This window comes from Flavobacterium tructae, assembly GCF_002217475.1.
Lineage (GTDB): Bacteria > Bacteroidota > Bacteroidia > Flavobacteriales > Flavobacteriaceae > Flavobacterium > Flavobacterium tructae.
In genome coordinates, this window is record NZ_MUHH01000060.1 from 1 (window position 1) to 15,533 (window position 15,533).

Sequence of the window (15,533 nt, forward strand, 5' to 3'; positions counted from 1 at the left end):
TCCGCTTTTACAAGCTTTTTGCAAACTTATTTTTAATCTTTTTCGAAACTTTCTCCTAACACTCTGATAACACCTCTTTTACAGAATAAACTGTTTTCAAATTTGAAAGATTTTTCTTTACTCAAATGAAACTCTTAGATACAAAGCCCTGTTTTTACTGGTTTCTTTTTAATCTCGCAAAGTCGCAAAGGCGCAAAGTTTTTGTTTTTCTTGTCTTATTTCCTTTGAAACCCCATACCCTAGCCCCGATAGTAGTGGAAATCCTTTTGATTTTTCCTTTAAAAAGCAAAAGATTGAAGCGGATAGCGGGATAAAGCTTCGACTTCGCTCAGCTGGACAAAAAAACTACTCTTATATATAGTATAGAATCTCAAATTACAAACCTGATGGCTTCGACTTCGCTCAGCCGGACAGAAACTGCTTTTCTTGCATTTTCGCTCAGCCCGACAGAATCACCCCTTATATAGGTAGTAAAAAACAAACCCGACAGGTTTTGAAAACCTGTCGGGTTGTAAATTGCTAATTACCTAGAACTAGTCTGCGAAATTATCTAATGATTAATTTTTCTATAGATGTATTCCCATCCTGTTCTACTCTTATTAAATACACACCGCTTGGCAAGCCTAAAACATTCAATTCTGTTTTTTCTGTTTGAACAGAAAGTATTTTCTTTCCTGTCATATCAGATATCACAATGTTTTTAGGACTACTTGAAGCTGATTGTATGTGAACCTTACCTTCGGTAACCGGATTTGGATATAATACAAAACCTTCAATAGCATTAGTTGGTAGCCCCAATGTACATGTTGTACTTGATACATTTACTGTACGTGTTACTGTAGCTTGATTTTGTAATGCATCTTTTACCGTATATGTTATTACATATTGTCCCGGAGTATTTACATCAACAGTACCTGAAACGATAACCGAAGAAGTAATATCTGCATTTGTATTATCTACAGCTGTATAACCTGGATCTGTGTACACACAACCTTTATCAATTGAAATGACTGCATTACCTAAAAGTGTAATTGTAGGTTTAGCCGATTCAATTGTCAACGTCCAATACTCAATATTTCCGCTTTGTGCCAATACATTATAAGATACCGGTCCGGTATAATTTAATGTTGTCACTCCACTAGTCTGAATATAAGTCCCGATACGTAATGTAGCAAAATCAGAAACCTGAACATTAGGTACTAAAGCGCTTAAATTAGCATTATTGTTTACCTGAACTTTTACCGTTTTAGCTACAGGATCAATAACACTTGTTCCTACCTGATTAGCTACTGAATAAGACAAGATACCAGCTTTCGTATTTTTTGCATTAATATCTACCGTATAGTTAGTTTGTGATTGCTTATTCTCTGAAACAACTGTTACTAAGAAACTATTGCGGTAATCTGAAGCAGTTACTTTAGAATTAAGCTGTTTTACACCGTCAACATAAAGCTCGGCACCTGGCGAAACAGCAAAATCTGCAACTAGGCTTGAAACATTATAACCGAACGGTACTGTTTTAGTAGCGTTATTTCCAACAATATCTGTGTAAATTTCCTGTGGTAAACCTGGATTCGAAACTGTTTTAAAATCATAAGAAAGTAATTTACTTTCATTACTTAAACCAGTAACTACTTTCACAGTATAAGTTTCGGTAATTCCGGTATTAAAACCAACGCCTTCTACTGTTAAAGTAATTGGATTGGTATAATCGTTTGGCGTCACTCCGTTCACTTGTGTTACACCACCAATTTTTGCAATACTTTTCATTCCTAAAGTATAGTTGGCAATTGCATTTGTAATATCTGACCCATTGTTTAATATTACAGTAAACGTTTTGGTAGGTGCATCATAACTTGTTGATAATTGATTTACAAAATCTATCTTTTGCAATAGAACTGGTACATTCCAGAATTTACCATCGCCTAAACCATTAGTATCAGCATTGGTTACAACAGCAGTGTTGTCATTTATCGTACTATCAAAAACGAACGGTTTGTCACCTTCTGAAAAACTGTAATACGCTAATAATCCTGGTTCATTTCCGATGTATTTCGTCGTTGAATTTGCAGCAATTGTTGCCTGATTACGAACTCCTGACCAAATACGAACTTCATCAATATTACCATTTAAACCACGAGCTAGTCCTGTATTATTACCTACATAAGCAGGTGCGCTAGCATTTGAGCTTGCTGCCCCAGCAGTACCTGTACTGGTATAAGGAACCGAAACTCCATCAATATAAACTGTATACACGAAAGCCGGACTTACCGTATAAGCGATGTGATGCCATGTATTTTGTTTAATGGTATTTACTCCTGTATTAATTACGTATGATCCCGTAGCAGTAGTAATAGAAATAACTAAACTATTTTCCTTATACAAACTCAAACTATTATTAGTATGAATAAACACTAACGCTGTACTCTTATCTAAAAGTCTTGCAAAAGTTGTAGGTTGTTTTTGATTTACCCAAAGCTCATAAGTATAATTACTAGTAAGATTCAATGCCGGTGTAGCGTCTATTTTGATAAAGTCATTTACTCCATCAAAAGTTCCAGTCACATTTACAGGATGATTTGCAGCATGCGAAAGACTTATTGACTTAGCATCATTTAAAGGATCGGTATCCCCTGACAGTTTAGTGTAAACCTGAATTGTATAATCACCAGGTGCTCCTAAATCTGCTTTAGTAGTAAATGCAATAGGAGCTGTTCCTCCTGCCGGAATTGAAGTTGTCTGATTTTGAACTACTTCAGCTCCTCCATTAATCTTGTAAGCAACCGGGAAATTATTAATAGCTACTGTTGAATAATTACGAATTACAGCTGAAACTGTCACAGGAGCATTACCTGGTTTAATTGGTGCTGAAATTGCATCAATACTAGCATCGGCAGCTGTAAAAGGTAGTACGTTAATAGTGTACTCCTCTACTTCAAAATCACTTCTTGAACTTGTTAATCCATCAAAAGTTGGCCCAAGATTCACATTGAAATATTCTGAAGGTGAACGGAACATATGCAGAACACGCATTAATTTCTCGCCAGAAGTCGTGTTAGCCGGAATAGTAAATCCTCCTGCTAATGTAGCATTATGTCTAAAATAATGTGTACTTGTTGTTGATGGTATAGCAGGTGCCGCAGAAGTTGGAGTAGTGTTTACCCAAAAATTCCCTGCATAAAATTCATCTGTCAGATTACCATCTCCATTCAAGTCAATAACAACCATTGTGAAAACTCCCGTTGCAGTTGCTGACAAGTCTCTGGTTATTGGTGTTTCGGTTTTTGTAATTGTTGCTTCTGGCTGATAAGTAAAGCCAGCATAAACCGGAATTTTTATGTTTTTAAAATCTGAATACGCTGTAGTTCCAGAATTATTAACCACATCATTCCATTTGAAGCGTGAAATTGCATATCCATTTGTATTGGTGTGAACCGGTAATTCGTTTTTATTGTACACTACTTTTTCGACTGCATCGTTAGCTGCATTTGCATCCGGCAAATCAGCTCCCGCCTTGATAGTATAAGTAGCATCTACAACTGATAGATCTGCTTTAGTTGCAAAAGTGAAATTTACAGTAGTATTAGCTCCTATACTTGGAACAGTTTCTGTAACTTTTGCTCCTCCGTTTACCTGATAAAATACCGGATGATTGGTCAAAGCAGTCGTTCCTAAATTACTAACTCTAATAGTCACATTGTGTGCATTAGTCTTTTTCCCTAAAACTTCAGGTGTAGTGATTGAAACTACAGATACATCTGTTACTGTTGGTTTCACTACACATTCTATATCAGCAATCCATCCTAATTCATTTGTATTACTGTCTGAAGTAAATCTAAAAGTCAACTCTCCTCCTGCAGCTGTTGACGTTAATGAAGGAGGTAAGGTATTTCCTGTAAAGGTACCTAATAAAGGAGCAGATGTAGTTGTTCCGTTGTACACATATAAGTAGTCATAATCCTGCTCAACATTAAAAGCAGAAAAAGTTACCTTAATACTATTTCCAGCTGTTGCAGGTTTAAAAGTAATAGTTTGCGAAAGATTATCTCCATAATTTGCATAACGCGAACCACTATCTGTAAATGTCGCTGCACAAGTAGATACCGGAGTAGCTCCGCCCATTAAAACATCAGTTCCTGTGTTACGAACACTTCCCACTAACGTATTATTATCCACAACTGTATCACCTGTATAATTTACATTTCCAACTACTTTATAAAGTTTTGGTGTTGAAAAATCTGCTTTTTGCACAAAATCATAAGATGCTTCGGTAAAAGGATTAATTGGTCCCGGAATAGTTTCAATCACTTCTGCTCCACTATCAATTTTATAAGAAACTGGCACATTGCTTACCGCAACAGGAGAGTGATTGAATACTTTTACTTTTACAGTTTCACTGGCTGTAATTCCTGCATTTGGAGTTAATGAAGTTAATTCAACATCCGTCGCAGTTGCCTCAAAAATGGAAACATTATCAATAAAAACAGAATTGTAAACGTTATCATTCGCTATTACTTGCACATCGTTATCCATAACCGATTCAAAAGCTACGCTAAAGATAGTTCCCGCATAAGCCGATAAATCGTATAATAACTCTGTATTACCAGACGTAGCTGTTCCACCGTAAACACCAATGTTTTCGTAACTATTCACTGGATTACCATTTACAACAAGTCTAAAGAAGTTTTTGTTTGGTAGTGGTGAAGCACCAACTGTAGTCCAGATTAAATTAAATTTAAGTCCAATTGTTTTACCTGTCAGACTTGTAGCGTCGATATCACAAAATGAAACTTTCTTAACAAAATTAGAGTTGTTAGCAAAAGCATTTGCCGATGTACTTGCTGCCCAAGGAGAAGCTGATACATCACCTGATCCGGCCATTTTTGCTCCGTCTACAAAATCTGCATTAATATACTCATACTTTACTAAACCTGTTGTTCCTTTAGAAAATACATAATTTGCAGCTTTTCTGGAATTAAAATTCTCTGTAAAAGGAAGAGTCGCAGCACTAACTACAGCTTTAGAAACCGGCTCAACGTTTACGGCTCTTACTCTTTCGGAAACAATTCCTGTTGCGATATCAATGGATCTTACTGAAAACCAGTTATCTTCTCCAACTGATACTGCAAAAGTATAAGTAGGATCAGTTACTGTTGCGACAACATCAAACTTGTATCCATTCATTTTTAGCACTTCATACTTTGCTCCCGGAATTGGATCCCAATCCATTTTATAAGACGAAACACCACATGCTGATGGCGCTATCACTAAATTTTTAGGCTCTGTAATAATATTAAACACCTCTCTTGAAGTATCTACTTTTGAACCTGCAATTACTCTTATTTTTGCATTAGCTACAATTCCAGCAGGAACTTTCCAAGCAAAATTTCTCGCAGCAGAAGGAACATCTTTTGCTATGACCTGATAGTTAATCCCTCCATCAACAGAATATTCGATTGTAAAAGGTTTTGCTTCTCCTTCATAATCCCAACGAATATACTCTGTAGTATCTGTGTTAAATTTCTCTCCTCCAATAGGATAAGTTAAAACTAATTCAGGAGCAACTAAATCATACACCACAGAAAATTCTTGTGTACCAATAGGCACTCTAGTACCGCTAACGATAATTTTATAAGTTCCTGCAGCAGGGTTATCCAAAGTGATTTGTTCAATATTATTTAAATTGTCCACTCCGCGTACCGCATTAGCATTTGGTGTTGTAGCATTTAAAACCCAAGGCAAAGTGGTTACACCGTCTTTTACAATTTTCACATCCAGATCGTTCACCAAAACAGAAGAGGCTCCTGGTGTTCCCTGCAAATCTGTGTAAGCAAGTAACACTTTTAAAGTCACTAATCCTGCCGGTACAACAATTTCTTTCTCATAGCTTTGACCGTTAGCTACTGTGTTAGAATAAAATGTTTTGTTATCTAAAGCTCTAACAGCTCTAAGACCATTTAGATTTCCGAAACCATATTTATAGTCAGGACCAGGATTTCCAGCGTCTTTAGAAGTTCCTGTCACTAAGGCCTTCATTAAAGATGCTAATGGTTTTGTCCCGTAAATATTCTTGTATCTTTCATACAATAAAGCAACTGTACCTGTAGTTCCAGGAGTAGCCATCGAGGTACCACTCATGATCTGGTACGAATTACTATAATCTAATGAATACACATTTGTACCTACAGCAGCAATTTGAGGAACCAAACGTCCATCGATAGTTGGTCCAAAACTACTATAAGAACTGATTAAATCATCAGGATTATTTGCCGCTACGTGTAGTGCATTTTTTGAATTTTTTGTTGATGTGTTAAATCCGCTAGGGTATGCTGTTTGTGCATTTCCATTCGAATAAATATTCAAAAGATAAGGAAATGTTACAGTAACATTATCGTCACCACGATCTCCGGTATCGTATCTTCTGGTATTATAACCTGAAGTTAAATTTACTCCATACGAATTTGATGTTAATTCAATACCATCTTCATTCGCGGCTTTCACTCTTTCTTGCTGAACGCTTAAACCGTTAGACTGAGTATTAAAATTCCAACCGTACATTTGTACTTCCGGAGCCATACCTCTTGCCTTAGGATCCAATAAACCAGCACCGCCAATAGTACCTGAAACGTGATCTCCATGTGAAGAATTTGATTCGTATTCTCTATTGATAACTCTACCAGTGTGATCTTTGTGAGGTTCAAGGTTACCATCCCAAACACCAATTTTCACCCCTTTACCGGTTAATCCATAACCAAGACCAGGAATAGTAGATCCCAAAACATTTGCTTTATGCGAAGTTACACCCGGCTTATTATCGCTTTCTACAGGTGGAGCAACCAACTCAATGTTTTGTACCCAATTGAATTTCGCTACCTCTTCTAATTTTTCTTTGGAGGCCTGGATATAAATTTCATTAAACGCTGTATCGTTATTACTGTTTTTTAAAAACAAGCCTGCTAAGTCCTGCTCAACACGCTTACGATCAACGCCTTTAAAATAGCTCACAACAACTTTAATTCCGTTACCACCTGCTGCAGCATAATCCGGGATAGCGTTATCCACAATCATAGGATCCAATTTATATTTCGGATCGACTGCAATCACTGCTCTTATGTTATCAGAAACACTGCTTTTGTTATAAAACTCAGGAGCAATTTCTACATAATAAGCGTTATTCGATAAATAACTAAGTAAAGTTATTCCTTGTGTTTTCAACTTTTGTTGTTCTTCCACAGAAGGAATTTTTGTAAACTGCAGCAAAGTATACTCTGTTTTCAGGCTCTGCTTAGCTGTGCTTTTTTTGTCTTTAAACTGCTGTTTAAAATTTGAAGTAGTTGTGATTTTGTTTCCATTTAAAGAAATTACAAAATCACTTTCTGATGTCTTCTGCGACCAAATGGGAATGGCCACTAATAACACCAATAGTGTAAGTAGTTTTAATCTCATAAATAAATTGGTTTTTGGTTAACTTAGTGGTTGTTAAGATCGTAAACCTACAAATTAAACTATAATTAACAAATTATATTCCCAGTTAATTTGTTAAAAAAACAAAGTAAACATCGTTTAACTACAAAATATATAACAAAAAATACTGATTTTACGGGCTATCAGAGAGAAATCTCAGTTAGCAAAAATAAGTAAGTATATTCTCTTAAACCTAAGTTAACCTTGTAATCCAAAACTTAAAACAATAAAAAAAAACCTACAGAATTATCTATAGGTCTTTATCAATTATGCTTTAAATAAAATAGTGCTATTTTTCGGCTTTAGTCTCTTTTGCTTTTGTTTCCCAATGATTCATCAAATCATCATAATTTACAGGATTTGCTGCTTTTTGATTCACGAGTTTTCCGGAATCAAATGCCCTGACCAGAATCGTTTCAATTAAATAATCCTCATTGGATTCAAATGGCTTGTATTCCATTTTCAGACTAATGTCGAATAGACTTGCCGTTGTATTGGATACAAAAGCTTTAAAACCACTTTTTAAGGTTTTGATTAATTCATAGGTCGTTATTCCGGTCTGCCTGTGAACAAGCTTGACTAAAATCTGTCCTTGTTTACGGGAAAGTTTTTTAAGCCTTGCTTCAAATTCGTTATTGAGATAATCTTCTACAATCTTAAAGTATTTTTTCTTTTCGCGGTTGGTTTTCAAGCGCGCCATTCCGTTATTCAACGCTGTTAATCGATCAGCTGCAAGTCTTGCATACGGGTATACTTTGTAAACACGGTTTTGAAGAATCGCAAATTGTTTTTGTGCTTCGGGATCCAGCTTTTCTTTCGAAATAATAATTTCGGGCAGTTCAATCGTGTCATTCAAAATAGAATCCTGTTCCGTTAATATGTAACCCATTTGCTCATTCTCTTTCGGTTTCACCTGAGCCTGACTTGTTAACGAAATCAATATAAAAAATAAAATAGGGGCAGTAAATCTCATCGAGTCATAATTTAAATGTAAAATTATATATTTATATACAACTCTGATACCAAATTTATAAATTAGCAAAAAAATATTTTTATGAGCACAAAATCAATCTTAAATGATACCTCAATTGCTTTCCTGGAAAGCTATCTCAATAATGCCTCCCCTACGGGCTACGAAAGCGAAGGGCAAAAACTTTGGATGAATTATCTAAAACCTTACGTAGACACTTTTATTACGGATACTTACGGAACGGCTGTGGGAGTTATTAACCCCGATGCTCCATTCAAGGTAGTTATTGAAGGTCATGCCGATGAAATTTCATGGTATGTTAATTATATCACCGATGACGGTTTATTATACGTAATCAGAAATGGTGGTTCCGATCATCTGATTGCACCTTCAAAGAGAGTTCACATTCATACTAAAAAAGGAATTGTAAAAGGCGTTTTCGGATGGCCAGCCATTCATACCCGTTTACGTGACAAGGAAGAAACTCCAAAAATTAGTAACATATTTATCGATTTAGGTTGTGAAACCAAAGAGCAGGTTGAGGCATTGGGTGTTCACGTAGGATGTGTGATTACGTATCCGGATGAATTTATGATTTTGAACGAAAATAAATTTGTATGCCGTGCGATCGATAACAGAATGGGTGGCTTTATGATTGCCGAAGTAGCTCGTTTATTAAAAGAAAATAATAAAACACTACCTTTTGGTTTGTATATCGTAAATTCTGTTCAGGAAGAGATTGGTCTACGCGGAGCCGAAATGATTGCTCAGACCATTAAACCTAATGTGGCTATCGTAACCGATGTTTGCCATGATACTACCACTCCTATGATTGATAAAAAAGTAGAAGGAGATTTAAAAATGGGGAAAGGGCCCGTAATTGCATATGCCCCGGCCGTTCAAAATAAACTGCGTGATCTTATTGTTGATACTGCCGAAGAGAAAAAAATTCCGTTTCAGCGTCATGCAACATCGCGCGCTACCGGAACAGATACCGATGCTTTTGCTTACAGTAATGGCGGTGTGGCTTCAGCATTAATTTCCTTGCCTCTGCGTTATATGCATACTACCGTAGAAATGGTACAAAGAGAGGACGTTGAAAATGTGATTCAATTGATTTATGAATCCTTACTGAAAATTGAGAACAACGAAACTTTTTCTTATTTTAACTAAGTGGTGATTAGTTCTTAGTAATTAGCTCTAAGTACCTAGTTCCTTGGTTAATAAAAAAATAAAGTAAGATGTGAGTTGTAAAATGTAAAAAGAAATGGACTAATCCCCCTTGACACATTGCCCACAACTCACATCTTACATCTCATAACGCAAACAGAACACTATGAAAATACTCCTGCTCGAAGACGATTTTACCTTATCGAAAGAAATCTCTGCATTCTTTACTTCAAATGGATTCGAGTGTTTTTCTTATTATGATGGTTCATTACTATTGAAGAAGTATTTCCCCTATGAATATGATTTAATTATTCTGGATATTAATGTTCCCGGAAGTAACGGAATTGAAGTGTGTAAAGGTATTCGGGAAGTCGATAAAAAGACTCCGATTATTATGCTCACTGCTTTTAGTGAAATTGAGGATAAATTGGCTTCTTTTGATAATGGTGCCGACGATTATCTGGTTAAACCCTTTCATTTTAAGGAACTGTATGCCAGAAGTACTTCTCTACTACGTCGAAAAGAAATTCCACAACAGGTAGAAACTAAAATAACGATTGCAGATCTGGAAATTCTGGAAAGCGATATGAAAGTATTTCGATCAAACGAAGAAATCAAACTTACTCCTAAAGAATTCAAGCTCATTTTAATCCTGGCCCATGCCAAAGGTAAAGTCTTATCGAAACAATTTATTGCTGAAAAACTTTGGGATTATCACATCGAAACCAATCAGAATACCATTGAAGTTTATATTAATTTTTTAAGAAAGAAAATCGACAAGGACCATACTGTTAAACTTATTCGTACCAAAGTGGGTTACGGATATTATTTAAGCGATCAGGAATGACTTTAAAAAACCGAATATCACTTTTAGTAAGTTTATTATTTACAATCCTTTTCGGATTGGCTTCTACATTGATATTTGTTTTATACTCTAATTTCAGAAAAGAGGAATTTCGTGATCGATTGGAAATTAAAGCTCTTTCAAACATTAAACTTCTCGTTAACGTTAAAGAAGTTGACGATCAACTTTTAAAAGTTATTGATCAGAATTCCATTAACCAACTGTATGATGAGAAAACACTGGTCTTTGATTCTAACTTCAAACTCATCTACAGTAGTATTGACGATGCCAAGATTAATTGGTCAATTGAAGATCTGAAATACCTTAGAAAACATAAAACATTCTTTAAACAGCAGGGTGATTACGAAGTATATGGTGTTTTTTATGATACAAAAGACAGGGATTTTTATGCTCTGATATCTGCCACCGACGATTATGGTAAACGAAAATTACTTTTCCTAAGGTATACGCTTATTATTTCCTATATCTTTTTTACTTGTATCTGTTGGGTTCTAACCTCTTTTATGGTTAAAAAAGCCATGAGCCCGTTAAATATTTTTCACCAAAAAATAAAAAATATCAACGAGAATAATCTCGATACTCGTGTTGCTTCAAAAAACAACAAAAATGAAATTGATCTGATCGCCAATGAATTTAATTTCATGATGGATCGAATTGAAGTTTCCTATCAAAAACAAAAAGAATTTACGGCCAATGCCTCACATGAGTTGAGAACTCCCCTATCCAGAATTACCTCACAGATTGAAAATACAATTGCTGATCCAGCAACATCTGACAAAGGAAAAAGCTTTCTAAAAACAATATTGTCAGACATCAATCAATTGACTGAATTAATTAATTCGCTATTGATCCTTTCTAAAATAGACAATAAGAAAAACGAAAACAAAGAAGTTCATCGTATGGATGAAATTTTGTTTTCGGCTATTGAAAATCTGAACAAAAGTTATCCGGAATTTCTAATTTTATTTGAAATAGAAGAAAGCAACAATCTGGATACCGCTTTAGAAATAAATGGTAATAAGAACTTATTGGAAATTGCCATAAGCAATATCCTGAAAAATGCCTGTGTTTATTCAGATAACAAACAAGCCAAAGTAATTATAAGTACGCAGGATGATCACTTAGTCATCTCCATTTCAAACACAGGACAAACCTTAAACGAAGAAGAACAAAAAAATCTTTTTCAGCCTTTTATGCGTGGTAAAAACTCGAAAGGCACTACTGGCTTTGGTCTTGGACTAAGAATTGTTCATCGCATTCTCACACTTCACAATGCATCTATAACCTACAGTGTTCCAGATATTAACACGAATTTATTTCAGTTATTTTTTCATTTGTAATTTATTTTAAGTTATTTTTAAGGTAGATTTTAAGGTCTCTTAAAGTCCCGTGATAGCATATTTGTATAAATTAAATTTGATACAATGAGAAAACTCTGTGCATTCCTACTTGTACTTATCGGTCCGGTAGTTTTGGCTCAAAAAACGGTCAGCCTTCAGGACTGTGAAAGCCAATTCCTTAAAAACAACCTCTTTTTGTTGGCATCACAATATAATATTGATGCGTCAAAAGCATTAACTATTCAGGCTCGAATTTGGGATAACCCGTCATTAACAGCGGAGCTGAATGCTTACAACCCCGAAAGAAATCAGTATTTTGATATTGGCAAACAAGGGCAAAAAGCATTTGGTATCGAGCAATTAATTTATTTAGGCGGAAAAAAACGCAATGAAATAAAACTGGCACAAACCAATGAACAATTGGCTGATTTACAGTTCAATGATTTACTGCGAACTTTAAAACTTCAGTTGAGAAAGAGCTTTTACACTGTGTACTACAACAAAAAAAGTCTCGAAACTACTGACAACCAGCTAGCGCATATCGAAGATTTGATAAGCTCCTACTCTATACAGGTCGAAAAAGGTAATATTCCTTTACGAGATCTTGTTCGTCTGCAATCGCTTTATTTAAACTTCAAAAATGAGCGTATGGGGGTTGTCAATGAAAATATTGAAGAACAGGGCAACTTAAAACTATTACTAAACTCTACCGAAAATGTTGTTCCGGAAGTTACTAAGGAAGAATTTAATAAGTATACCAAAACCATCCCTTTTGATCTTAAAACATTTCAGGATGAAGCCATTGCAAATCGCCCGGACTATTTAGCCAAACAAAAGGATATTGAAGCAAACGAAATCAATGTAAAATGGCAAAAAGCACTATCCGTCCCTGATATCACCGTTGGTGCTACCTATGATCAGCGCAGTGGTGCCTTTAACAGAGAAGCTAATCTGACACTTGGAATTCCACTGCCACTTTGGAACAAAAACAAAGGAAATATTAAGTATGCAAAAACGATTCTCGAGCAGTCAAAAATTGAAAAGCAAAATTTTGACCTTCAATTGCAAACCGAAATTACAACTGCATGGAACAAATGGGAAGAATCCCGTAAAAACTATGTGATCATAAAACCTACTGTTAATTCAGATTTTGAAGCAGTTTATAAAGGAATCTTAACCAATTTCCAGAAACGAAATATCAGTTTATTAGAATTTACCGATTTTATGGAAAGTTACAATCAGGCTTCTGTTCAGGTAAATGAACTCAAGAAAAAAGTTATCCTTTCGGGTGAAGAACTAAATAGTACCATCAACAAAGACTTATTCTAAAATTAAACAAAATGAAATATAAACTACTAATAGGAATTGTTCTCGTAAGTTTATCAGTCCTAAGCTGCAAAAAAGAAGTTGAAAACCCAAGCACTAATACTTCTTTTGCTTTAAGCGAATCGATGCTAAAAACGACTACTACAGCAGAAGCGAAAACACAACCGGTAAAAAATGTATTGAGCTTTTACGGAAAAATTACGGCTGATAATAACAAAATGATTGATGTTTATCCTCTCGTAGGCGGAAACGTAATCAAAGTAAATGTAGAACTAGGAGATTATGTCCGTAAAGGTCAGGTTTTGGCCACCATAAAAAGTACTGATATTGCTGATTTTGAAAAACAATCTATTGATGCTAAAAATGATTTGTTGGTTGCTAAAAATCATCTGAAAGTAGCTCAGGAATTATTTGACGGAAAGTTAAACTCTGAAAGTGATGTACTTCAGGCGAAATCAGAAGTAAATAAAGCGCAATCGCAATTGAGTAAAGTTCAGGAAACCTATAAAATTTACAATATCAAAGCGGGGTCTATTTACGAAGTAACTGCCCCAATTAGTGGCTTTATCATTCAAAAAAGCATTAATCAGGACATGTTATTGCGAAATGACCGCTCCGAAAACATCTTTGATATTGCCGAAATCAGTGAAGTTTGGGCGTTAGCCAACATCAACGAAATTGATATCAATAAAGTAAAACTGGGTATCGATGCTGATGTTACCACGCTAAGTTATCCTGATAAAGTTTTCAAAGGTAAAGTAGATAAAATCTTTAATGTAATTGATCCCGAAACTAAAGCCATGCAGGCACGTATAAAACTGGAGAATCCCGGGTACATGTTAAAACCTGATATGAACGCAAATATTAAGCTATCGTATAGCGAAAGTGACTCCATGATAGCCGTACCCAGTAAAGCAATTGTTTTTGATAAGAGTAAAAACTTTGTCATGATTTTCAAAGACCGCAACAACATTGAGACCAGACAAGTAGACGTATACAGAGTCGTTGGCGACGTAACCTACATTTCAAAAGGCTTAAAAGACAACGAAAAAGTAATTACTAACAATCAGTTATTTATTTATCGCGCTCTAAACGAATAAATACATGGAGAAATCTGTAAAAATATTGAGTTTTGCCACACTATTTATTTCAACACTATCTTTTTCACAGGAAACAGATTCGATTCGAAAATATAGTCTGGGTTTTCAAATGACATCTATATACCAATACCATCCGGCTTTTCATGCTAATTATTCAGGTACCAATAGTATGTCTCCTAAAGAAGAAGGCGCTTTATCCTTAACATCAACCTTGTACCTTGATGTTCCGCTATGGAAAGGAGCTACCTTGACCTTTAACCCTGAAATGTCAGGAGGTCAAGGTTTGTCTCAGGCAAGAGGATTGGGAGGCTTTCCTAACGGAGAAACCTTTAGAATTGGAGATACCAAACCTGTTGTTTATGTGGCAAGAATGCTTTTAGAACAAAAGTTCCAATTTAAAAACAACCACTCATTACAACTGGTTTTCGGAAAATTTGGGTTATCCGATTATTTTGACAATAACTCCTATTCACACGATCCCAGAACACAGTTCTTAAATTGGGCATTAATGACACATGGAGCTTGGGATTATGCCGCAAATACTCGAGGATATACAGATGGATTGTACGCTAATTATCAGTTTGATTCCTGGCAGGTAAGAGCTTCTATAAGTGCTTTACCTACTTATGCCAACGGACCGAATGTTGAATTCAGTTTTAAAAATTCCAACGCAATAAACGTTGAAATTGAAAAACAGCTCGTCTTTGAAAATAATGATACGGCAACCTTAAAACTATTGGGTTTTCGAAATGTTGCCGGAATGGGAAATTATGACGAAGCCAATTCAAATTTTATAACAATGCCTGACATAAAAAGTACCCGACAAGATGGGCGCACCAAATATGGCATTGGTTTAAACATGGATTATACGCACGGAGATACTTGGGGATTGTTTGCCCGAATGAGCTATAATGACGGTAAAAATGAAACCTGGGCCTTTACCGAAATTGACCGATCGGCACAGTTAGGAATGCATTTGAACGGAAAGATGTGGAACCGAAATAAGGATTTTGCCGGTATTGCCATAGTTGCCAACGGATTATCCAATTCGCATAAACAATATCAAAAACTTGGCGGAGATGGTTTCATGATCGGTGACGGTACATTAAACTACGGTATAGAACAAATTGCAGAAGTTTTCTATTCGTTCTTAGTACCCAATACTCATATTACGCTTTCGCCGGATTATCAGTTTGCCATCAATCCTGCCTATAATAAAGACAGAGGTCCGGTACAATTTTTTGCCTTACGGTTTCATACAGAATTCTAAGCGGAAATATATCATATAAAATGCTTCA

The 15,533-nt window shown here is 35.5% G+C and carries 8 protein-coding genes; 6 read left to right on the forward strand and 2 right to left on the reverse strand.

Annotation, left to right across the window (positions count from 1 at the left end; translation table 11 throughout):
* Nucleotides 1-546: 546 nt before the first annotated feature.
* Both B0A80_RS19495 and B0A80_RS19500 read right to left on the reverse strand, forming a co-directional pair.
* Nucleotides 547-7,446, reverse strand: coding sequence for a S8 family serine peptidase (locus B0A80_RS19495; RefSeq protein ID WP_089078379.1), 6,900 nt, complete (start codon nucleotides 7,444-7,446; stop codon nucleotides 547-549).
* 307 nt (nucleotides 7,447-7,753) lie between these two features.
* The gene (locus B0A80_RS19500; protein WP_070905701.1) at nucleotides 7,754-8,437 is read right to left on the reverse strand and encodes a DUF4294 domain-containing protein; all 684 of its coding nucleotides are present in this window, start codon (nucleotides 8,435-8,437) and stop codon (nucleotides 7,754-7,756) included.
* Nucleotides 8,438-8,518: 81 nt separating this feature from the next.
* Here B0A80_RS19500 and B0A80_RS19505 point away from each other — a divergent pair, with 81 nt between their 5' ends.
* The 6 genes from B0A80_RS19505 to B0A80_RS19530 all read left to right on the forward strand — a co-directional run bounded on the left by B0A80_RS19505 (nucleotide 8,519) and on the right by B0A80_RS19530 (nucleotide 15,505).
* Nucleotides 8,519-9,607, forward strand: a complete 1,089-nt coding sequence (locus tag B0A80_RS19505; protein ID WP_017496379.1) for a M42 family metallopeptidase — start codon at nucleotides 8,519-8,521, stop codon at nucleotides 9,605-9,607.
* Nucleotides 9,608-9,770: 163 nt separating this feature from the next.
* Entirely contained in the window at nucleotides 9,771-10,451 is a 681-nt protein-coding gene (locus tag B0A80_RS19510; RefSeq protein WP_017496380.1) for a response regulator transcription factor, read from the forward strand.
* A complete protein-coding gene (locus B0A80_RS19515) occupies nucleotides 10,448-11,809 on the forward strand; it encodes a sensor histidine kinase (protein WP_070905700.1) in 1,362 nt (453 codons plus the stop codon). The genes B0A80_RS19510 and B0A80_RS19515 overlap by 4 nt, the downstream gene beginning before the upstream one ends.
* Nucleotides 11,810-11,893: 84 nt before the next feature.
* Nucleotides 11,894-13,138 carry a TolC family protein gene (locus tag B0A80_RS19520; protein ID WP_089078380.1) on the forward strand — a complete coding sequence of 415 codons (1,245 nt, stop codon included), beginning with the start codon at nucleotides 11,894-11,896 and terminating at the stop codon, nucleotides 13,136-13,138.
* 11 nt (nucleotides 13,139-13,149) lie between these two features.
* Nucleotides 13,150-14,235, forward strand: coding sequence for an efflux RND transporter periplasmic adaptor subunit (locus B0A80_RS19525; protein WP_070905698.1), 1,086 nt, complete (start codon nucleotides 13,150-13,152; stop codon nucleotides 14,233-14,235).
* A gap of 4 nt (nucleotides 14,236-14,239) precedes the next feature.
* Complete coding sequence (locus tag B0A80_RS19530; protein WP_089078381.1) at nucleotides 14,240-15,505, forward strand: carbohydrate porin; 1,266 nt, start codon at nucleotides 14,240-14,242, stop codon at nucleotides 15,503-15,505.
* The last annotated feature ends 28 nt before the right edge of the window (nucleotides 15,506-15,533 follow it).